Source organism: Marivita cryptomonadis, from assembly GCF_002115725.1.
GTDB lineage: Bacteria > Pseudomonadota > Alphaproteobacteria > Rhodobacterales > Rhodobacteraceae > Marivita > Marivita cryptomonadis.
Window position 1 is genome coordinate 49,398 of the sequence record NZ_JFKD01000015.1, and the last position, 19,578, is coordinate 68,975.

The 19,578-nt window shown below is 60.4% G+C and carries 20 protein-coding genes; 12 read left to right on the forward strand and 8 right to left on the reverse strand.

The window, feature by feature from the left end; all coding sequences use genetic code 11:
* Positions 1 to 104: 104 nt before the first annotated feature.
* The 3 genes from MCRY_RS16155 to lepA form a co-directional block, all read right to left on the reverse strand.
* Positions 105 to 770: a hypothetical protein gene (locus MCRY_RS16155; protein ID WP_085631771.1), complete on the reverse strand. Its 666-nt coding sequence runs from the start codon at positions 768 to 770 to the stop codon at positions 105 to 107.
* 119 nt (positions 771 to 889) lie between these two features.
* Positions 890 to 1,324: a DsrE family protein gene (locus MCRY_RS16160; RefSeq protein WP_238939517.1), complete on the reverse strand. Its 435-nt coding sequence runs from the start codon at positions 1,322 to 1,324 to the stop codon at positions 890 to 892.
* A 342-nt stretch (positions 1,325 to 1,666) separates the two neighbouring features.
* Entirely contained in the window at positions 1,667 to 3,469 is a 1,803-nt protein-coding gene (lepA, locus tag MCRY_RS16165) for a translation elongation factor 4 (RefSeq protein WP_085631773.1), read from the reverse strand.
* 176 nt (positions 3,470 to 3,645) lie between these two features.
* Between lepA and MCRY_RS16170 the strand changes: the two genes are divergently transcribed.
* Entirely contained in the window at positions 3,646 to 3,996 is a 351-nt protein-coding gene (locus tag MCRY_RS16170; RefSeq protein ID WP_085631775.1) for a hypothetical protein, read from the forward strand.
* Here MCRY_RS16170 and MCRY_RS16175 read toward each other — a convergent pair.
* Complete coding sequence (locus MCRY_RS16175) at positions 3,990 to 4,754, reverse strand: alpha/beta fold hydrolase (RefSeq protein ID WP_085631777.1); 765 nt, start codon at positions 4,752 to 4,754, stop codon at positions 3,990 to 3,992. The two genes, MCRY_RS16170 and MCRY_RS16175, sit on opposite strands and share 7 nt — an antisense overlap.
* Before the next feature lie 63 nt (positions 4,755 to 4,817).
* Here MCRY_RS16175 and MCRY_RS16180 point away from each other — a divergent pair, with 63 nt between their 5' ends.
* From MCRY_RS16180 to MCRY_RS16190, 3 genes are read left to right on the forward strand one after another with little or no spacing between them, the layout of a single operon-like run.
* Positions 4,818 to 5,192 (forward strand): hypothetical protein, encoded by a 375-nt coding sequence (locus MCRY_RS16180; protein ID WP_085631779.1) that lies wholly within the window; start codon positions 4,818 to 4,820, stop codon positions 5,190 to 5,192.
* A 41-nt stretch (positions 5,193 to 5,233) separates the two neighbouring features.
* Positions 5,234 to 5,899, forward strand: a complete 666-nt coding sequence (locus MCRY_RS16185; RefSeq protein WP_085631781.1) for an SDR family NAD(P)-dependent oxidoreductase — start codon at positions 5,234 to 5,236, stop codon at positions 5,897 to 5,899.
* Entirely contained in the window at positions 5,893 to 7,407 is a 1,515-nt protein-coding gene (locus MCRY_RS16190; RefSeq protein ID WP_085631783.1) for a cryptochrome/photolyase family protein, read from the forward strand. The genes MCRY_RS16185 and MCRY_RS16190 overlap by 7 nt, the downstream gene beginning before the upstream one ends.
* Positions 7,408 to 7,432: 25 nt before the next feature.
* On the opposite strand, the gene MCRY_RS16195 is transcribed toward MCRY_RS16190, so the two are convergent.
* Both MCRY_RS16195 and MCRY_RS16200 read right to left on the reverse strand, forming a co-directional pair.
* The gene (locus tag MCRY_RS16195; RefSeq protein WP_085631784.1) at positions 7,433 to 9,712 is read right to left on the reverse strand and encodes an NADP-dependent malic enzyme; all 2,280 of its coding nucleotides are present in this window, start codon (positions 9,710 to 9,712) and stop codon (positions 7,433 to 7,435) included.
* An 86-nt stretch (positions 9,713 to 9,798) separates the two neighbouring features.
* Positions 9,799 to 9,990 (reverse strand): DUF3072 domain-containing protein, encoded by a 192-nt coding sequence (locus tag MCRY_RS16200; protein ID WP_171046193.1) that lies wholly within the window; start codon positions 9,988 to 9,990, stop codon positions 9,799 to 9,801.
* Between the two features lie 119 nt (positions 9,991 to 10,109).
* Between MCRY_RS16200 and MCRY_RS16205 the strand changes: the two genes are divergently transcribed.
* The 6 genes from MCRY_RS16205 (at position 10,110) to MCRY_RS16230 (ending at position 15,353) form a co-directional block, all read left to right on the forward strand.
* A complete protein-coding gene (locus MCRY_RS16205) occupies positions 10,110 to 10,502 on the forward strand; it encodes a cytidine deaminase (protein WP_085631788.1) in 393 nt (130 codons plus the stop codon).
* Positions 10,502 to 11,794, forward strand: a complete 1,293-nt coding sequence (locus MCRY_RS16210; RefSeq protein ID WP_171046192.1) for a thymidine phosphorylase — start codon at positions 10,502 to 10,504, stop codon at positions 11,792 to 11,794. The genes MCRY_RS16205 and MCRY_RS16210 overlap by 1 nt, the downstream gene beginning before the upstream one ends.
* On the forward strand, positions 11,791 to 12,999 hold the full coding sequence (locus MCRY_RS16215) for a phosphopentomutase (protein WP_085631792.1): 1,209 nt from the start codon (positions 11,791 to 11,793) through the stop codon (positions 12,997 to 12,999). The genes MCRY_RS16210 and MCRY_RS16215 overlap by 4 nt, the downstream gene beginning before the upstream one ends.
* Before the next feature lie 65 nt (positions 13,000 to 13,064).
* On the forward strand, positions 13,065 to 14,042 hold the full coding sequence (locus tag MCRY_RS16220; RefSeq protein WP_085631902.1) for an adenosine deaminase: 978 nt from the start codon (positions 13,065 to 13,067) through the stop codon (positions 14,040 to 14,042).
* Complete coding sequence (upp, locus tag MCRY_RS16225) at positions 14,039 to 14,671, forward strand: uracil phosphoribosyltransferase (RefSeq protein WP_085631794.1); 633 nt, start codon at positions 14,039 to 14,041, stop codon at positions 14,669 to 14,671. The genes MCRY_RS16220 and upp overlap by 4 nt, the downstream gene beginning before the upstream one ends.
* A 58-nt stretch (positions 14,672 to 14,729) precedes the next feature.
* Positions 14,730 to 15,353: a hypothetical protein gene (locus tag MCRY_RS16230; protein WP_085631796.1), complete on the forward strand. Its 624-nt coding sequence runs from the start codon at positions 14,730 to 14,732 to the stop codon at positions 15,351 to 15,353.
* On the opposite strand, the gene MCRY_RS16235 is transcribed toward MCRY_RS16230, so the two are convergent.
* Positions 15,354 to 16,379, reverse strand: coding sequence for a hypothetical protein (locus MCRY_RS16235; RefSeq protein ID WP_085631798.1), 1,026 nt, complete (start codon positions 16,377 to 16,379; stop codon positions 15,354 to 15,356).
* Positions 16,380 to 16,666: 287 nt separating this feature from the next.
* On the opposite strand from MCRY_RS16235, the gene MCRY_RS16240 reads away from it, so the two are divergent.
* Positions 16,667 to 17,053 carry a lysozyme inhibitor LprI family protein gene (locus tag MCRY_RS16240; RefSeq protein WP_085631800.1) on the forward strand — a complete coding sequence of 129 codons (387 nt, stop codon included), beginning with the start codon at positions 16,667 to 16,669 and terminating at the stop codon, positions 17,051 to 17,053.
* A gap of 15 nt (positions 17,054 to 17,068) precedes the next feature.
* Here the strand turns inward: MCRY_RS16240 and MCRY_RS16245 are convergent, their stop codons facing one another.
* A complete protein-coding gene (locus MCRY_RS16245; protein WP_085631802.1) occupies positions 17,069 to 18,697 on the reverse strand; it encodes an AMP-binding protein in 1,629 nt (542 codons plus the stop codon).
* Between the two features lie 106 nt (positions 18,698 to 18,803).
* Between MCRY_RS16245 and MCRY_RS16250 the strand changes: the two genes are divergently transcribed.
* The gene (locus tag MCRY_RS16250) at positions 18,804 to 19,454 is read left to right on the forward strand and encodes a sulfotransferase family 2 domain-containing protein (RefSeq protein ID WP_085631804.1); all 651 of its coding nucleotides are present in this window, start codon (positions 18,804 to 18,806) and stop codon (positions 19,452 to 19,454) included.
* Positions 19,455 to 19,578 lie beyond the last annotated feature (124 nt).

Genomic DNA, 19,578 nt, shown 5'->3' on the forward strand with positions numbered 1-19,578 from the left:
CGCAGCAGAACGCGGGCGGGTCGCGGTATCTCGCAAGGTGCGGGCAGTCCAGTGGACCGTTCCCGTTTTCCGCGACAAGACAACGGTCTGGCTGTGGAAAAGGCTCAGCCGGCGTCTCCGACCACCTGAAGCGCAACATTCCCGATCACCGTGTTGCGTCCCGCGTCCCGGTGCATCAGCACGCCATCGACGATGTAGAGGTTCTTTACGTCGAACAGGAACGGCCCGACACCCGCAGCCGCGATCCGCACCTTGTCCTCACCAGCCAGTGCATTGCGGCCCTTGAGTGTGACATATTCCGCTCCCTTGGGAATCAGCCGGAACATCGTTGGGTCAGAATTGGCTGACAGGTTCGACACGATATACCGGATCTCGTCATAGTCTGTGATCCGCTCTTGGCGCAAATAGCAGGCCCCTTCGTAACTGCCGAGCGCCACAGCTGTCAGTCCAGCCACCGTAATGGTGACGGGCGCGGTGACAATCGCCGTCGCTGTGGTCATCGCACCACTGGCCCCAGCGGCGACGCTGCTGCCTGCCGCCGCGGCGCTGTTGACGCCGGTGCTGATCATGCTCAACCCCGACACCGGGTTTTCGAGCGTGAACACTCCGACAGCCCGCACCGTTTGCGACGCGGCCAAAGCTATGCTTCCCGCAGTCGCCTTGGCGGCCTGTCCTGCCTTGCTGGCAAGGACACTGGGGCGAAAATCGCAGACATCGGCCTGCGCATAAGGGGCTGCCACCAGAAGGGAAGCCAGAAGAATCGGGCGCATTGTTTACGGATCCTGCTCGGGACTTTTCCGGCAGCTTACCCTGTCTTGCAGATGCTGTGCAGAGGGTGCGGGATCACGTTGCCGGGACTGGCAAGATGATGCCCGCACCGCGCCTGAGGTTAGGGCTTCACGTAGGCGTAGCCTTGCTCTTGCAATTCGATCAGGCGCACCACGCCCGACGGGGTGACCGTCGCTTCGGACATCAGCACGATGTCATGCCCGGCCTTCTTTTGCATGGCGGCCAGCGTGTTGCCACAAGCGGAAAAGCTCAGGGTCTCGATCTCGAGCGACATGGTGGAAATTCGATCTTCGACCGGGCTCTTGCCGGGGATGAACATGTTCAGACCGGGGCCATAGGCCACCATCTCGATCACCACCTCATCCCCCTTGGACGCATAGTAGTTCGCCACGTTCTGCGCATTGTTCAGCGCGATGTTCATGACCTGCGGGTCGTTCTCGTTGACGTGGATCGCAATGTGATGTGTTTGGCCTTCGGCATAGGCGCCGCTTGCCATCGCCAACGACAGCGCGGCGGCAGTGATCAGATGTTTCATAAGTGTGTCCTCCCTTGACGAGGGAAGCCTAGCACGGGTGCGAAACTTTGCATGTGTTTTCTCAGGCGTAGGGTGCGTGCTTGCACGTACCAAAAAGGCAAACTCGCCAGGATACGGGCAGGGGATGGCCGCGGCCTGCCGCACGATGGCCCGTGGTCGCGACTTTATGCCGGGCAGATCCGGACGACCTCAATCCTTGCGAAGGCGTTGCCAAAGCGGCTGGCCGGGGGGTGGCCATCCGCTGCCCGCAGTTCCTTGGGCGGGGGTAGGGTGCGTGTTTACACGCACCATTCCACGGGTTGCGGTGAATTGGTGCGTGAAAACACGCACCCTACACCGTGCTCACCCATCCATCTTCAACGCCGAGATGAACGCCTCCTGTGGGATGTCCACCTTCCCGAACTGGCGCATCTTCTTCTTACCGGCCTTCTGCTTTTCCAGAAGCTTCTTTTTCCGGGTGGCGTCGCCGCCATAGCACTTGGCGGTCACGTCTTTGCGCAGGGCGGACAGGGTTTCGCGGGCGATCACCTTGCCACCGATGGCGGCCTGAATGGGGATCTTGAACATGTGGCGCGGGATCAGGTCCTTGAGCTTTTCGCACATGGCGCGGCCCCGGGTCTCGGCCCGGTCGCGGTGAACCATAGTGGACAGCGCATCCACGGGTTCGTCATTCACCAGAACCTGCATCTTCACGAGGTTGTCCTCGCGGTAGCCGATCATCTGGTAGTCAAAGCTGGCATAGCCCTTGGTCACCGATTTCAGGCGGTCATAGAAATCGAACACCACCTCGTTCAGCGGCAGGTCATAGACCACCATCGCGCGGCTGCCGACATAGGTCAGGTCAAGCTGCAGGCCGCGGCGGTCCTGACACAGCTTGAGCACGTCGCCCAGATAATCGTCCGGCACAAGAATCGACGCCTTGATGCGCGGCTCTTCGATGTGGTCGATGGTCGAGGGGTCAGGCATGTCGGCGGGGTTGTGCAATTCCTGCATCTCGCCGTCTTTGGTGTAGACGTGATAGATCACCGAGGGTGCTGTGGTGATCAGGTCGATGTCATACTCGCGTTCCAGACGGTCGCGCACCACTTCGAGGTGCAGAAGACCAAGGAACCCGCAGCGGAAGCCAAAGCCAAGTGCGGCCGATGTTTCCATCTCGAAGGTGAAAGAGGCGTCGTTCAGCGCCAGCTTTTCCATCGCGTCGCGCATGTCTTCGAAATCGTTGGCATCTACCGGGAAGAGGCCGCAGAACACCACAGGGATCGACGGTTTGAAGCCGGGCAGGGGTGTCTCGCACCCCTTCTTCTCGGTGGTGATCGTGTCACCGACGCGGGTGTCGCTGACCTGCTTGATCTGTGCGGTGATATAGCCGATCTCGCCGGGGCCCAGCTCTTTGACCTCTTGCATCGCGGGGCGGTAGACGCCGATCCGGTCGATGTCATAGGTGCCGCCGGTCTTCATCATCTTGATGCTCTGGCCCTTTTTCAGAACTCCGTCGATGACGCGCACGATGACCACGACGCCCAGATAGGGGTCGTATTTGCTGTCCACCAGCATCGCCTTGAGCGGCTTGGTCGCATCGCCTTCATGGGGCGGCGGCAGGCGCTTGACGATAGCCTCAAGCACTGCGGGAATGCCGACGCCGGTCTTGGCGGAAATCTCCAAAGCCTCGGACGCGTCGATTCCGATCACGTCTTCGATCTGTTCCTTGACCCGGTCAGGCTCGGACGCGGGCAAGTCGATCTTGTTCAGAACCGGCACGATCTCGTGGTCCGCGTCAATCGCGGTATAGACGTTGGCCAGCGTCTGCGCTTCCACACCTTGCGTGGCATCCACTACCAGCAGCGACCCTTCGACCGCGCGCATCGACCTGCTGACTTCGTAGGCAAAGTCCACGTGTCCGGGCGTGTCGATCAGGTTGAGGATATACACCTCTCCATTCTCGGCCTTGTACTCGATCCGAACGGTGTTGGCCTTGATCGTGATGCCGCGTTCCCGCTCGATATCCATCGAGTCGAGAAGCTGTTCCTTCATCTCCCGTTCCGAGACCGTGTTGGTCGATTGGATCAACCGGTCGGCCAGGGTGGATTTCCCGTGGTCGATATGGGCAACGATGGAAAAATTGCGGATGTGCGAAAGCTCTGTCATGCGCCGGATATGATGCGGTTTTGGGGTCTGGTCAAGGTGGCGTGAAGGCCGCGGTTCGCTTGACAAAAGGTGATTTGAAAACACGTGACATTTCGGGCATGCTTTCATCAGGCAGTTGGTCGCGACACGGGGCACAAGACCTTGGGCACGGCCGCAGAGAAAAGAGATCAGGCGTCATGAAATTCTTGGCAGCGTTAATGGTGACGGCATTGGTCGCAGGATGCGGCGGCAGCAATCGTTTTGATCGGAATGACACGGGCGCCGTAACGCGCTTTTCAACCGGGCCGATCAGCCGCGCTTGTCTGTCCTCGGATCGCAAGGCGCGCAATTCCCGCCTATGCGGCTGCATTCAGACCGTGGCAAACCAATCGCTGTCTGGGTCGGATCAGCGCAAGGCATCGCAGTTCTTTTCCGATCCCCAGCGCGCGCATGACACCTGGATGTCGCAATCGCGTGCGGATGACGCGTTTTGGGAACGTTACAAAGCGTTTGCCGCGCGGTCCGAACAATCCTGCCGCGGCTACTGATCCCGGTCCAGAAACGCCCGCACCGACGCTTCGAACTCGCGCGGTTTTTCGGCGTGCAGCCAGTGACCTGCGCCGGGAATTTTGGCGAACTGGGCCATTGGGAACAGCTGTTTTATCACCGGGCGCGCGTCTCGTGTCACGTAATCCGACAATGCGCCGGATAGGAACAGCGTTGGTTTCTCGAATGCGCCGTCTACCTTTGGAAAGCCAAGGATGTTCGGCATCTCGGCAGCCAGCGCATCAAGGTTAAGCTTCCATCGCTTGGCCTTTACATCCAGCGACTGAGTAAAGAACGCCTGAAGTGTTGGATCGTCCACATGGGCGGCCAGCTGTTCGGACGCATCCGACCGCTTTTCCACCTTTGACAGATCGACCGCCCGCATCGCCTTGATGAACTGCATCTGGGAATGACCATAGGCAACCGGAGCAATATCGGCCACGATCAGCCGTTCCACCAGATCGGGCCGCGTCAGCGCCAGCACCATCGCCGCCTTGCCGCCCATCGAATGGCCGACCACATCCACAGGGCGACCTTGGGCCGCGATCACCTCGGCCAGATCGGCAGCCATATCATGATAGGAATGGCTGTCTGACCAGAAACTGTCCCCGTGATTGCGTTGGTCCACGGCGATCACTGGCCCCCGATCTGACAGGCGTTTTGCGACCACGCCCCAGTTGCGCCCCGACCCGTAAAGCCCGTGAACGATAAGAACCGGACGCGCGATACCGGTCGATTCTGTAAACAGTGTGTTCAGCATTTGGGCTGCATACTGTGCCGTATCTGTATTGAGCAAGAGGGCGCGGAGGCTTATGTTAATTCAATGGAACACTCAGAGATGATCAAATCCAACGCAGATGCGCTGCGGACCCTGATGGCCAAACGGCTTGGTCTGAAACGCGGGTCGCTGTCGCGACGGGTTGCCAAAGCGGGGCGACAACTGCCCTCGGGCGTACGCAATGATATCGCCATCGTCGCCGAGGCAGAGCAGATGGCGCGTAATCCTAAGCTGGCGATGCGCCTTGATCCGAATGCGACCAAAAGCGCGTATGACCGCGCTGCAACGCATCTCAAGGCGATCGACGTTGTCGACCGGCGCAAGGGGATCGCGCTATCGGTGCTGGGCAGCATGGCGTTCAACTTTCTCGCGGCCATTACGCTTTTCATTGTTGTCCTTCGTTGGCGCGGGTTGATCTGACGCCGTTGACCGTCTGATCCGTCACCCTAGCTGGGCGGTTCATGGAAACAGCACTTATCATCGGATCAAGCGGCGGCATCGGTACGGCGCTTTCAAACACACTGACCGCCCGCGGCGTTGCCGTGACAGGCTTGTCGCGCAGCCGCGATGGCCTCGACGTCACGGACGAAGCCAGCGTTGAGGCGGCGCTCGGCGCGCTGAAGGGCCCATTCGATCTTGTCTTCGTCGCGACCGGGGCACTGGAAATCAACAAGGCCAAGCCGGAAAAGACTCTGCGCCATGTCACGGCCGACGCCATGATTGACCAATTCAAGCTCAACACCGTTGGCCCCTCGCTTGTTCTGAAACACGCAATGCGTTTGCTCCCACGAAAGGGGCGGTCGGTCTTTGCCGCCCTATCGGCGCGCGTCGGCTCCATCGGGGACAACCGGTTGGGCGGTTGGTACAGCTACCGTACATCCAAGGCAGCGCTGAACCAGATGATCCACAGCAGCGCTATCGAACTCGCCCGGACCCACAAAGACCTGATCTGTGTGGCGTTGCATCCCGGTACGGTCGAAACGCCGTTCACTGAAAAATATGTTGGCCACAATCCGTCCGTTCCAGCGTCAGACGCGGCAGCAAACCTGCTTTCCGTTCTCGACGATCTCAACCCGGACGACACCGGCAAATTCTTTGACTGGCAAGGAAAAGAGGTGCCGTGGTGACCCGGCTTGTTCTGGTGCTGGGCGACCAGTTGTCCGAAAGCCTGTCTGCCCTGAAAGAGGCCGACAAATCGGCGGATATTGTGGTGATGGCCGAGGTCGCCGAAGAAGCGACCTATGTTCAGCATCATCCCAAGAAGATCGCCTTTATCTTCGCGGCCATGCGCAAATTCGCCGCCCGCCTGCGCGAGGGCGGCTGGGATGTGAGCTACACGCAACTCGACGACACTGAAAACGCAGGTTCGATCCCCGGCGAATTGCTCCGCCGCGCCGAAGACACCGGCGCGTCTGAGGTCATCGCCACCCAGCCCGGCGAATGGCGCTTGATCCAGACGCTCGAAGACATGCCGCTCAAGCTGACGATGAAACCGGACACCCGGTTCGTCAGCTCGCAGGATGAATTCGACACTTGGGCCGAGGGCCGCAAGGCGCTGAGGATGGAGTATTTCTACCGCGACATGCGCCGCAAGACCGGCCTGTTGATGGATGGCGACGCCCCCGAAGGTGGCAAGTGGAACTACGATTCCGAGAACCGTAAACCTGCCCCCGACGACATCGCGTTTTCTGGCCCTATGCAATTCACTCCGGACGACACGGTCGAAGAAGTGCTCGATCTCGTCGAGTCGCGCTTCGGCAACTCTTTCGGCACGCTGCGCCCCTTCTGGTTCGCCACCGATCAGACACAGGCCCGCCGCGCGCTGACGCATTTCATCACCTACGCCCTGCCGCGCTTTGGCGATTTTCAGGACGCGATGATGAACGACAATCGCTTCCTCTACCACGCGCTGATTTCGCCGTATCTGAATGTCGGGCTGCTTGACCCAATCGAGGTCTGCCAAGCTGCGGAAGACGCGTACAAAGACGGCCATGCGCCGTTGAATGCGGTCGAAGGGTTTATCCGGCAGATCATCGGTTGGCGCGAATATGTGCGCGGCATCTATTTCCGCGAAGGCCCGGACTATCCCCGCCGTAACGCGCTCAACCACCAGCGCAAACTGCCGGACTTCTACTGGACCGGCGACACGGACATGAATTGCATGTCCAAGGCAATTACCCAAACGGCGGACGAGGCCTACGCTCACCACATCCAGCGGCTGATGGTGACCGGCAATTTCGCATTGCTTGCAGGCATCAACCCGCACGAGGTGCATGAGTGGTATCTGCGGGTCTATATCGACGCCTTCGAATGGGTCGAAGCGCCCAACGTTGTGGGGATGAGCCAGTTTGCCGATGGCGGCATCATCGCGTCAAAGCCTTATGTGTCGTCTGGTGCGTATATCAACCGCATGTCGGATTACTGCAAATCCTGCCGTTACAAGGTGAATGACAAGACGGGCAAAGATGCGTGCCCGTTCAATACGCTTTACTGGCATTTCCTTGACCGGCACTCCGAGAACTTCGCCAAGAACCAGCGGATGAGCACGATCTACGCCAATTGGAAACGAATGGATGAGGACCGCAAACAAACGATCCTCTCCGAGGCCGAGGCGTTTCTAGACGGGCTGAGCTAGGGTTTTAGGTCGACCCGTCGCATCTTCATCCGTACTGCGCAACCGGTGTGCCTGCGATCGCTGCCATGTTGAGCAAGCCGCGCGCAGTGATGCCTTGCGTGACCACATGCGCCCGGTTGCCCATGCCCATCAGGATCGGCCCCACTTCAAGCCCACCCGCGCGCATCTTGAGGATGTTACGCACCGCAGACGCCGCATCGGCGTGGCCAAAGATCAACACGTTTGCCACACCCTGCATCCGGTTGCCCGGCAACAGACGCTCCCGCAATTCAGGATCAAGCGCGGCATCAACGTTCATCTCACCCTCGTAGCAGAAATCGCGCGGCTCTGAATCCAGCATCGCAATGGCCTCGCGCAGCCGCTGGCCGGACCCTTCGTCCTGATTGCCGAATTGCGATTGCGAACAGAAGGCGATGTTCGGCGCAAGACCGAACCGCCGCACATGCCGCGCTGCACCAATGGCAGTCTGCGCCAGCTCCGCCGCCGTCGGCAGCGACCGCACATGGGTGTCTGCAATGAACAGCGGCCCGTCTTCGAGGATCATCATGCTCAGCGCGCCATGCGGCGAATGCTTTTCCGATCCCAGAACCTGCGTCACATAATTCAAGTGCCAGCGGAATTCACCGAACGTGCCGCAGATCAGGCTGTCGGCCTCCTCGCGATGCACCATGACCGCGCCGATGGCAGTGGTGTTGGTGCGCATGATTGCCCGCGCCAGATCGGGCGTCACACCGCGCCGCGCCATGATCTTGTGATAGGTTTCCCAATAATCGCGGTAGCGCGGATCGTTCTCTGGGTTCACCAGTGTGAAATCCCGTTCTGGCCGGATCTCCAAACCCAACCGTTCACAGCGCGACGCAATCACATCGGGACGACCGATCAGGATCGGGGTTTCGGTGGTTTCCTCCAGAATCGCCTGCGCCGCCCGCAGCACCCGTTCATCTTCGCCCTCGGCGAACACGATCCGGCGTGCGCCGGTGGCCGCAGCATCGAACACCGGACGCATAAGCAACGCCGATTTGTAGACGCTTGCGTCAAGCTTGGCCTTGTATGCCTTGAGGTCGTCGAGCGGACGCAAGGCCACGCCTGTTTCCATCGCAGCCTGTGCCACGGCGGTCGACACCACGCCAGACAGGCGCGGGTCAAACGGTTTCGGGATCAAATAATCCGCCCCAAAGGTCAGCTGTTCACCACGATAGGCCGCAGCCGCTTCGGCGCTGGTGGTGGCGCGCGCCAGCTTGGCGATCCCTTCGACACACGCGATCTGCATCGCGTCGTTGATCTCGGTCGCGCCGACATCCAGCGCACCCCGGAAAATGAAGGGAAAGCACAAGACGTTATTGACCTGATTGGGAAAGTCGCTGCGCCCTGTTGCCATGATCGCGCCCGGTGCAACCTCGCGCACCTCGTCGGGCAGGATTTCGGGCGTCGGGTTGGCCAGTGCAAAGATGATCGGGCGATCCGCCATTTTAGCCACCATCTCGGGCTTCAAAACTCTCGGACCGCTGAGGCCCAAGAACAAATCCGCCCCGTCGATCACGTCATCCAACGTCCGCAGGTCGCTTTTTTGCGCAAACGCCGCCTTCTGCGGATTCATGTCCTCGGCACGACCTTCGTAGACCAGACCATGAATGTCACACAGCCAGATATTCTCGCGCTTCACACCCAGTTTGACGAGCATGTTCAGGCAGGCGATCCCGGCCGCACCGCCGCCGGTAGACACGATCTTGATGTCCTCGAACGCTTTGCCCGCAACGTGCAGCGCGTTTGTGGCGGCGGCTCCAACGACAATCGCAGTGCCATGCTGGTCGTCATGAAAGACGGGAATATTCATCCGCTCGCGGCAAAGCTTTTCCACAATGAAACAGTCGGGCGCCTTGATGTCTTCAAGGTTGATCGCGCCGAAGGTCGGCTCAAGCGCACAAACAATGTCAGCGAGCTTTTCCGGATCGCTCTCGTTCACCTCGATGTCGAAGCAATCGATATTGGCAAATTTCTTGAACAGAACCGCCTTGCCCTCCATCACCGGCTTGGAGGCCAATGCGCCAATGTTACCAAGACCCAAAACGGCGGTGCCGTTCGACACCACTGCCACAAGATTGCCCTTGGCCGTGTAACGCGCAGCATTCGTGGGATCGGCCTTGATCTCAAGGCAGGCTTCGGCAACGCCAGGGCTGTAGGCCCGCGCCAGGTCGCGCCCATTCGCAAGCGGCTTGGTCGCGCGGATTTCAAGCTTACCGGGCTTGGGGTATTCGTGGTAAAAAAGTGCTGCCTGACGCAGCGTTTCGTTGGTGTTGTCCGACATGACGTGACCCCGCTCAAATTTGGTTTAGGGGTAAACCTTTTGCGAGCGGAGGGAAAGGGCGGTCAGTTACCCCTGCGGCAAGAAGCTCATTCAAGGTATTCCTGAAGATGTGCGATCCGCCGCTCTGCCTGCCTGCGGGTCAGGCTTCCATCGAAAGGTTCATCCGCTTCGCTGGAAAGTTCGCGAAGTTTTATGGCCTGCTGTTCGGTCATCGCTTCTTCAGGATCGGGGCCAAGTCCAAGTGTTGGATCAAGGGCGATGCTGTTCTGGATTGGCATGGGAACCTCCTTCATTTACCACAAAACGCGAACGCTGCGTTCCCGGTTCCCGCGAGCCCTTGCAATCAGGCGCGTGGCCTCGCAATCATGTGAGCCTGACATCGAAGGGCAGGGGACCGATGGAACTGAAAAAGGCAGCGCTGGCTGTTCGGGCGAACGCATACGCGCCCTATTCGAATTTCAAGGTTGGTGCAGCCTTGCTGGCCGACGATGGCCGCGTCTATGTCGGGTGCAATGTCGAGAACGTGGCCTATCCCGAAGGCACCTGTGCCGAAGCTGGTGCAATTGCCGCGATGATCGCCTCCGGGGCGCACAAGATCGTCGAAGCCTTTGTGATTGCGGACAGTCCAGATCCGGTGCCCCCGTGTGGTGGCTGTCGCCAGAAGCTGTCGGAATTCGCCGCACGCGATGTTCCGGTGACGTTGGCCACCACCGAAGGGGCCGAATTCAAGACCACCGTGGGTGACTTGCTGCCGGGTGCGTTCGACGCCGGACATATGGACCGCACCTGATGGATGCGCGCGCGATCATCGCCACCCTGCGCAAAGGGGGTACACCTGACGCAGATGCGCTTGCTTGGTTTGCACAAGGGCTTGCCGATGGGTCTGTCAGCGATGCGCAGGCGGGCGCGTTCGCGATGGGTGTCTGCCTGAACGGTCTGACAGACACTGGCCGTGCCGCCCTGACCGCCGCCATGCGCGACAGTGGCAAGGTGCTGCGCTGGGACCTGGACGCGCCGGTTCTCGACAAACACTCGACTGGCGGGGTGGGGGATTGCGTGAGCCTGATCCTTGCCCCTGCGCTTGCAGCTTGCGGCGTTTATGTCCCGATGATCTCGGGCCGGGGGCTGGGTCACACCGGCGGCACGCTCGACAAGTTGGAATCGATCCCCGGTTTTCGCACGACACTGACCGAAGACCAGTTCCGTCAGGTTGTGTCCAAGGTCGGCTGTGCCATCGTCAGCGCCAGTGCAGATATCGCGCCAGCCGACAAGCGGCTTTACGCGATCCGCGACGTGACCGCGACGGTGGAAAGCCTTGATCTCATCACCGCGTCGATCCTGTCCAAGAAATTGGCGGCAGGGCTTGAGGGCCTCGTGCTCGACGTGAAGTGCGGCTCAGGCGCATTCATGAAATCGCAGGACGACGCCCGCGCTTTGGCTCGTGCTTTGGTCGATACGGCCAACGCAACAGGATGCCCGACGTCTGCGCTGATCACAGATATGTCCCAACCTTTGGCCCCCAGCCTTGGCAATGCGCTAGAAGTCATTGACGTGATGCGGGTTCTTACTGGGACCGCGTCGGGTCGGTTGTCGGAACTGACGGTTGCCTTGGGCGGGGCGCTGCTGGAACAGGCCGGCGTCGATGACGCTCATGCCAAAGTCAAAGCTTCCATCGCCAACGGCACAGCCGCTGAAAAGTTCGGAGCAATGGTCTACGCAATGGGCGGACCCGTGCATTTTGTCGAAGACTGGGTCCGTTTCCTGCCCGAAGCACCGGTGATCCGCGAAGTCACAGCCGCCACATCTGGCACCGTCACCGCCATCGATGGCGAAGCCTTGGGTTTGACCGTTGTGGCGCTGGGCGGCGGGCGTCAGGTGGAATCGGATGTGGTTAATCCGGCTGTTGGGCTCAGCGATGTGGTTTCGGTCGGGGACCGCGTCACCAAAGGCCAACCGCTCGCCCGCGTTCATGCCGCACGGGAAAGCCAGGCGGATGAGGCAGAGCAGGCCTTGCGCGCCGCGATCACCTTGACCGATGGTCCAGCCACTGCACCCCCGTTGGTGCTGGAGCACATCACATGAGCCGCGCGTTCCTCGTCGTGATGGATTCCGTTGGCATCGGCGGTGCGCCAGATGCGGACCGCTTCTTTAATGCCACCGTGCCGGACACTGGGGCAAACACGCTGCTCCACATCGCCCAAGCCTGCGCGGCAGGACAGGCCGAAGAGGGCAGAAGTGGTCCCTTGCACCTGCCCACGCTTGATGCATTGGGCCTTGGCCGCGCGGTCCAACTGGCCAGCGGAAAGGCTCCTCCGAACCTTACAGCCACCCCCACCGGGCGCTGGGCCGCCGCAACCGAGGTTTCACACGGCAAGGATACACCGTCGGGCCATTGGGAACTGGCAGGCCTGCCCGTGCCGTGGGACTGGACCTATCTGCCCGACACGGTGCCCTCTTTCCCTGACGACATCACCCAACGCATCTGCGAACTGGCGGGCACCGACGGTATCCTTGGCAATTGCCACAGCAACGGGGTGCGGGTGATCGAAACTTTTGGAGCAGAGCATCTACGGACGGGCCAACCCATCTGCTACACCTCTGCCGACAGCGTCCTTCAAATCGCCGCGCATGAAGAGGCGTTCGGCCTCGAACGACTGCTCAAGCTGTGCCAAGACCTCGCGCCCATGTGCCACGAACGCTGCATTGGTCGCGTGATCGCGCGGCCCTTCGTCGGGCAGGACGGCAGCTTTGAACGCACCACCAACCGCCGCGACTATGCCATCGCACCGCCCGAACCGGTCCTTACAAACTGGGTGCAGGACGCTGGGCAAGCGGTGATCGGCATTGGCAAAATTGGGGACATCTTCTCGATAGCGGGGATCGACACCGTTCACAAGGGCTCGGATGCGCAGCTGATGGGCCACCTTGCGCATCAGATCGACACAGCGCCCGATGGCGCTCTGATCTTTGCGAATTTTGTGGAATTCGACAGCAAATACGGTCACCGCCGCGATGTGTCGGGTTATGCCCGCGCGCTGGAATGGTTCGACGCTGAACTCTCCAAGCTGTTGCGCAGGCTCAAACCCGATGACCTGTTGCTCATCACGGCGGATCATGGCAACGACCCCACATGGACCGGCACGGACCACACCCGCGAACGCGTCCCGGTTCTGATGGCTGGGGCTGGCACGGGTGAAATCGGGCATGTCGGGTTCGTTGATGTCGCCGCAAGCGTCGCCAAGCATCTTGGCGTCGCGGCAAGAGGATCGGGGCGGAGTTTCCTGTGATGGATGAAGAAGAACGGCGCGACCGACTGAGCCGTCCGATCGACGAAGAAGAGCTTGATCGCATCATGCGTCTGCGCAAGGTCGAATTGCACCTGCACCACGAAGGCGCGGCGCCGCCGTCGTTCATCAAAGGGCTGGCCAAGGAAAAATCCGTCAATCTTAACGGCGTGTTCAAATCGGATGGCAGCTACGCTTTCCGCGATTTCGTACATTTCCTAAGCGTCTATGAGGCCGCCACAAGCGTGCTCAAAACCCCCGAGGATTACGCCCGCCTGACCAAAGCCGTGCTTGAAGAAAGTGCCGCAAATGACGTGATCTATTCCGAAACCTTTCTGTCCCCCGATTTCTGCGGCGGCAGCGACGTGGGCGCATGGCGCGAATACCTGCACGCGATCAAAGATGCCGCTGACGAGGCTGAACGCGATCACGGCATCATCCTGCGCGGCATCGTCACCTGCATCCGCCATTTTGGCCCGGAAAAGGCCAAGGCCTCGGCGCTCTGTGCGGCTGAAACTGCAGGTGACTGGATCGTCGGCTTCGGCATCGCGGGCGACGAAATGGAGGGCAAACCCAAGGACTTTGCCTACAGCTTTGACATGGCACGCGAAGCCGGGCTGCGCCTGACCGCCCATGCGGGCGAATGGGGCGGCGCGCAATCAGTGCGCGATGCGGTGGACGATCTCAAGGTCGAACGCATCGGCCACGGCGTCCACGCGATCAACGATCTCGCCCTTGTGGACAAACTTGTGGAGAACGAGATTACCCTCGAAGTTTGCCCGGGTTCCAATGTGAGCCTCGAAGTTTACCCAAGCCTTGCCGACCATCCCATTGAAAAGCTGCGCCAACGCGGTGTGAAGGTCACGGTGTCCACCGACGACCCGCCGTTCTTTCATACAACGATGCGCGACGAATATATCAACCTTGCCCGCACCTTCCGCTGGGACGAGGATGTGTTTGCCGAACTCAACGACACCGCCGCCCGCGCGGCCTTCTGCGACGAGGACACCCGCACCCGTGTCCTGAAACGACTGGAGCGCACATGACCCAACACCTGACCATCGTTGACCACCCGCTTGTTCAGCACAAATTGAGCCTGATGCGCGAGAAAGACACCTCGACCAAATCATTCCGCCAATTGCTGCGCGAAATCAGCCACTTGCTGGCCTATGAGGTGACGCGCAACCTGCCGCTCACCACCAAGAAAATCGAAACCCCGCTCTGCGAGATGGACGCGCCGGTGATCGACGGCAAGAAGCTTGCCCTGATCTCGATCCTGCGCGCCGGCAACGGGTTGCTCGACGGCATCCTTGAGCTGATCCCGGCGGCACGGGTCGGCTTTGTCGGTCTCTACCGCGACGAAGAAACGCTCAAGCCAGTGCAGTATTACTTCAAGGTCCCCTCGCAACTCGAAGACCGCATTACGATTGTCGTCGATCCCATGCTCGCCACAGGCAACAGCTCTGCCGCGGCCATCGACCTCGTCAAGGACGCGGGTGCCAAGAACATCATCTTCCTCTGCCTGCTCGCCGCGCCCGAAGGCGTTGCCCGCATGAAAGAGGCGCACCCCGACGTGCCCATCGTCACCGCCTCGCTGGATTCGCACCTCAACGAGCTGGGATATATCGTGCCCGGTCTGGGCGATGCCGGGGATCGGATGTTCGGGACGAAATAGCCCTTTACACCCAAACACCTGACAGGCAGTCTTCCCGGACATCTGTGGGGACAGACAAATGACTGTGTATCGTATCAAAGCCGCGGTTGCCTTGGCAGCGCTGCTGGTGTCAACCGTATCTGTGTCAGCTCAAGGCTTGCAGGTCACGCCGCCTTCCGAAGTGCCTCCCGCCAGCTATGACAGTCGGCAATATGTCGACAGCCGGGGCTGCGTCTATGTGCGCGCAGGGGTCGATGGTGCCGTCAACTGGGTGCCCCGCGTTGGTCGCGACCGTCAGCCGGTCTGTGGTCAGGCCCCCAGCCTTGTGCGCTCTGCCGCGCCGATTGTCGTGGCAGAGGCCGCTCCCGTCATCATCACACCGAAGCGCATAGTGCCTTCTGTCCCCAACCGCACGGTTCGGGTGCAGAAGTACAGCCAGCCGCAACCGCGCGTCTACGAAGAGCGGATCGTGCCCAAACATGTCTATGACGCGCAGGGCAACACGCTTCCTGCTGTTCCCAAGGGCTACAAACCGGCTTGGGAAGATGACCGCCTGAACCCGCACCGCGCCCACATGACCCGTCAGGGCCACCGCGCCACCCAGCAAATCTGGAGCAACACGGTGCCACGCGAGCTGCTGACGAAGGATCAGAAGATCAAAGAACCGATCATTGTAGGACGGGGCAAAGGCCTCGGGCACTGATCACTCGCCGCAGATCCCTTGCAAGCGCAACCAGTCCGCATCGCTTAACACAGGACGGACGTCTTTGCCTGTCATGGGATCGGCTTCGATCAGAGGCAGGGTCGATTCCCCGGTGATGTCGACAGAATAAGCGTAGGGCGTGGTGCGCAGTTCCGCCATTTCGAAACCTGCGATGATCACGTCATTGGACAGCTTGGTGGGCGTCCGCGCCAATAGATATTCGCTGTAGCGATCAAGGTCCGTATCGACCATCTCGCCGGTGGTCAGCAGGCGCAGGCTCGACCACAGCCCTGTCTCGATCAGCATTTCCTCAAGCGGGTCCTGCGTCAGCGCGCGCAACCGTTCGGTCAGCACATAGCCCGCAGTCACATCCGGCTCTTCGGGGTCCTCAATCAGCGACCGGTTCAGCAGAATGCGGCCACCCGGTAGATGTGCAGTCTCGGCCACACCACCCGGCAGCACCACCAAGGCACCGCGCTGCGCCGGACCCAGAACCCGTGAGGCCAGCCGTCGCAGCGGTTCGCGGGCATCGCGGGTCATGCAGGCTTGGCCAGAAATCCGCGTGATCCGCGCCAGCAGCGCATCCCCGATCTCGACCCGCTTCACCGCAGGCACCACCTGCACCGTGTGCCGCAGCAGCGCGTCGGGCAGCCAAAAGACGATCCCGCCAATCACCGAAGCCGCAATCAGTCCAGTGATCCAAAAGCGCAGCTTGCCAGGTTTTGGGCGCGTCCTGTCGATGGCCGAGCGAATGCGCTCGATCGCCTCGATCATTTGCGCACTGTCTTCTCCGAATTCGAGGGTTTCCCCCGGATCGCCGTCAGGGTGGTAGATCGCTGGCATCTGCCCTTTGTTCGACCGCGCCACGGCCGCGACCGACCAATGCGCCAGCACGTTTTCCCGCAGATCAAGGATCGTCAGAGAGGCATCGCCCAAAGACACGATCACGTCCTTGCGCTGGTCGGCGGGCGTGGCACGCCAGACACCTTCGGCCTCCAGCCGTTGAAATTCCTTCAGCGCGGTCATGCGGGCTGCTCTGCCTCGTTGATTATAGTCTAGGGTACACCCGCGCGGACATTCGCGCAATGCGGCAAGGGGAGCGGCGTGCTTTTGCACTGGGCATCCTATCATTGACAGGGTGCGCCCCTTGTCGGGGCGCGATTTGGTGGTCAAAGTGGACATCATCCGTCGCCATATTGATGTGCCCGGTCAGAGTTTCGTCTTTCGGGACTCCAGACACGCTTCTATGCTGGTGCTGTGGATAGATGGCATCAATTGGTTCACAGTGATCCAACCTGAACAGAGGTTCCGCCATGAAAAAATTCACCACATTCCTGTTGCTTTCGCTTGTCGCGCCCACCGCTGTTTTGGCTGATCCGGCCACGGAATGCGGCGGCAGCAGTCAGGTCGAGATCGGCAATTGCGTGGCTGATACCCTCTCTCGGGTGGATGCAACCATCGACATCTATCTTGGTTTCGCGAGGTCCGCCGCGGAAGAGCTGGATGGAATAACCGGTCGGCCCGTGACGATCCCCGCGCTCGAGGCCGCACAGGCGGCGTGGTCAGCCTACCGCGATGCGCATTGCGACTATGTCGGGGCAACATTCGGCGGCGGGTCCGGTACGGGTATCGCGATCAATGCTTGCAAGGTCGACCTTGGCCGCGCACGGGCGGCCGAGTTAATGCGTCATCTCCAGTAAAAACAGACGTTCGGTTCAAAGCGCCTTGGCACGCTCGCGCAGCTGGAACTTCTGGATCTTCCCGGTCGACGTTTTTGGCAACTCCTCGAACACCACCTTCTTCGGGGTCTTGAACCCGGCGAGTTTCGTCCGCGCAAAGGCGATCAGCTCTTCCTCGGTGGCGCTGTGGTTGCCCTTGAGCTCGACAAAGGCGCAGGGCACTTCGCCCCATTTGTCGTCGGGCTTGGCCACCACAGCACACAGCAGCACCGCGTCATGCGCCATCAGGCAGCCTTCGACCTCGACGGATGAGATATTTTCGCCGCCCGAGATGATAATGTCCTTGGCGCGGTCCGCGATCTGGCAGTAATTGTCGGGGTGCATCACCGCGATGTCGCCGGAATGGAAATATCCGCCTTCGAAGGACTCCTCCGTCGCTTTGGGGTTCTTGAGATATCCCTTCATCACCGAATTGCCGCGAATGACGATCTCGCCTTGCGTTTTGCCATCGCGCGGCACCGGGGTGCCTGTGTCGTCCAGCACGTCGATTTTTTCCATCATCGGAAAGGCCACACCCTGCCGCGCTTTGATCGCGGATTGCGCGTCTTGCGCCAGCCCGTCCCACGCGTCGCCATTCCAAACGCATTCGGTGACATGGCCATAGGTTTCGGTCAGCCCGTAAACCTGCATTACGTGGAATCCCAGATCGCCGATCTTGGCAAGCGTCGCCGGGGCAGGGGGTGCACCTGCGGTATAGACTTTTACCAAATGGTCAAATTCGCGACGATCCGCAGGGTCCGAATTGACGATCATGTTCAGAACGATGGGCGCACCGCCGAAATGCGTCACACCCTCATCAGCAATCGCATTGTAAATCGCCTTGGCGCTGATGTCGCGGCAGCACACAACTGTGCCGCCAAGCATCGGCATCATCCAAGTGTGGTTCCAGCCGTTGCAATGGAACAGCGGAACGATGGTCAGGTATTTGGGTCGCAGCGCCATTTCCCAACTGATCGCCGTTCCCATCGTCATCAGATATGCGCCACGGTGGTGATAGACGACGCCCTTGGGCCGCCCGGTGGTGCCAGAGGTGTAGTTGAGCGCAAGGCTCTCCCATTCGTCCTCGGGCATCAGCCATTGAAAATCGGGGTCTCCCCCGGCCAACACGTCCTCGTATTCGGGATAGTCGCTCGACGCATTCACACCTTCATGCGGATCGGCCACTTCTATCACCTTGGGGGCTGGGCCCTCCATCTGCTCAATCGCGTCAGCCAGCACGGGCATGAACTGCGGATCGCACAGAACCACCTTCGCCTCGCCGTGGTCGAGGATGTAGGCAATGGTGTCCACATCCAGTCGCGTGTTGATGGTGTTCAGAACCGCACCGCAAGCGGGTACGCCAAAATGCGCCTCGGCCTGTGCGGGGATATTCGGAAGGATCGTCGCCACGACATCGCCCGGCTGCACACCCATATCCACAAGCGCCGAGGCCAAGCGCGTCACGCGCTCGTGGTAGTCGCGATAGGTCTTGCGGTGCGGGCCGTGCACAACGGCTATGGTGTCGGGAAACACCTCTGCCGCGCGTTGCAAGTGTGACAAGGGCGTCAGCGGCACGTAATTCGCTGTACGCTTTTCCAGACCGGCTTCATCCCGCATCCAACCCATATCGTCCCCTCCCTGCGACATTCTGTACAGGGTGACATAGCGCAGGGATCGAAGTCTGGAAAAGCACAAACTTGCGTGGACCTGTCCAAACTGGCACCTCTGGCGCATGATTATCTCGCCCGCCCGCAAATTCATCTTTGTTCACATCCCCAAAACAGGAGGCACGTCGCTTGCGTTGGCGTTGGAGGCGCGCGCGCATCGAGACGACATTCTGATTGGCGATACCCCCAAGGCGATCAAGCGCAAGGGGCGGGTAAAGACGCTGGCGGCCAAGGGACGGTTGTGGAAACACAGCACGCTGGCCGATCTTGATGGGGCGGTTTCGCCGTCCGAACTGGATGCGATGTTCATCTTCACCTTAGTGCGCAATCCATGGGACCGGATGGTCAGTTATTACCACTGGCTGCGGGGGCAGAGTTTCGATCACCCCGCCGTCGCACTCGCCAAGTCAGAGCCGTTCGACGGCTTCATCCTGCACCCTGAGACAGACGCCAGCCTGCGCGCCTTTCCCGCGGCACGCTATGTCAGCGATGCATCCGGGGTCGAACGGTGTTCAGCCTATGTGCGGTTGGAACATCTGAGGCAAGACCTTGCCCCGGTCGAGGATCATATCGGCGTCCCGCTGACCATGCCCCACGCCAATCCGTCGGAGCGGCCAAGTGACTACCGCGCGGCCTATACGGATCAGACTGCCGATGCCGTAGCGGCCATGTGCGCGGATGATATTGCCCGGTTCGGCTATCAGTTCGACGCCTGATTGTTGTGCGTGACAGCAGGTTTTGCCTGCTGTGTGAGCATTTGGCCTTCATATGCTGCATTGCAGCATCGCTGCTTAACTGGAAAGTAAGGGTGTCGCGTTAGTCTGACATCACCACCCGTCA

Bases quoted from the DNA above. Each gene is read 5' to 3' on its own strand.
- MCRY_RS16220 (WP_085631902.1), top strand. From the start codon at position 13,065: ATGCGTCTGCGCAAGGTCGAATTGCACCTGCACCACGAAGGCGCGGCG.
- MCRY_RS16250 (WP_085631804.1), top strand. From the start codon at position 18,804: ATGATTATCTCGCCCGCCCGCAAATTCATCTTTGTTCACATCCCCAAA.
- MCRY_RS16245 (WP_085631802.1), bottom strand. From the start codon at position 18,697: ATGGGTTGGATGCGGGATGAAGCCGGTCTGGAAAAGCGTACAGCGAAT.
- upp (WP_085631794.1), top strand. From the start codon at position 14,039: ATGACCCAACACCTGACCATCGTTGACCACCCGCTTGTTCAGCACAAA.
- MCRY_RS16230 (WP_085631796.1), top strand. From the start codon at position 14,730: ATGACTGTGTATCGTATCAAAGCCGCGGTTGCCTTGGCAGCGCTGCTG.
- MCRY_RS16215 (WP_085631792.1), top strand. From the start codon at position 11,791: ATGAGCCGCGCGTTCCTCGTCGTGATGGATTCCGTTGGCATCGGCGGT.
- MCRY_RS16170 (WP_085631775.1), top strand. From the start codon at position 3,646: ATGAAATTCTTGGCAGCGTTAATGGTGACGGCATTGGTCGCAGGATGC.
- lepA (WP_085631773.1), bottom strand. From the start codon at position 3,469: ATGACAGAGCTTTCGCACATCCGCAATTTTTCCATCGTTGCCCATATC.
- MCRY_RS16240 (WP_085631800.1), top strand. From the start codon at position 16,667: ATGAAAAAATTCACCACATTCCTGTTGCTTTCGCTTGTCGCGCCCACC.
- MCRY_RS16185 (WP_085631781.1), top strand. From the start codon at position 5,234: ATGGAAACAGCACTTATCATCGGATCAAGCGGCGGCATCGGTACGGCG.
- MCRY_RS16205 (WP_085631788.1), top strand. From the start codon at position 10,110: ATGGAACTGAAAAAGGCAGCGCTGGCTGTTCGGGCGAACGCATACGCG.
- MCRY_RS16210 (WP_171046192.1), top strand. From the start codon at position 10,502: ATGGATGCGCGCGCGATCATCGCCACCCTGCGCAAAGGGGGTACACCT.
- MCRY_RS16160 (WP_238939517.1), bottom strand. From the start codon at position 1,324: ATGAAACATCTGATCACTGCCGCCGCGCTGTCGTTGGCGATGGCAAGC.
- MCRY_RS16155 (WP_085631771.1), bottom strand. From the start codon at position 770: ATGCGCCCGATTCTTCTGGCTTCCCTTCTGGTGGCAGCCCCTTATGCG.
- MCRY_RS16195 (WP_085631784.1), bottom strand. From the start codon at position 9,712: ATGTCGGACAACACCAACGAAACGCTGCGTCAGGCAGCACTTTTTTAC.
- MCRY_RS16175 (WP_085631777.1), bottom strand. From the start codon at position 4,754: ATGCTGAACACACTGTTTACAGAATCGACCGGTATCGCGCGTCCGGTT.
- MCRY_RS16180 (WP_085631779.1), top strand. From the start codon at position 4,818: ATGGAACACTCAGAGATGATCAAATCCAACGCAGATGCGCTGCGGACC.
- MCRY_RS16235 (WP_085631798.1), bottom strand. From the start codon at position 16,379: ATGACCGCGCTGAAGGAATTTCAACGGCTGGAGGCCGAAGGTGTCTGG.
- MCRY_RS16200 (WP_171046193.1), bottom strand. From the start codon at position 9,990: ATGCCAATCCAGAACAGCATCGCCCTTGATCCAACACTTGGACTTGGC.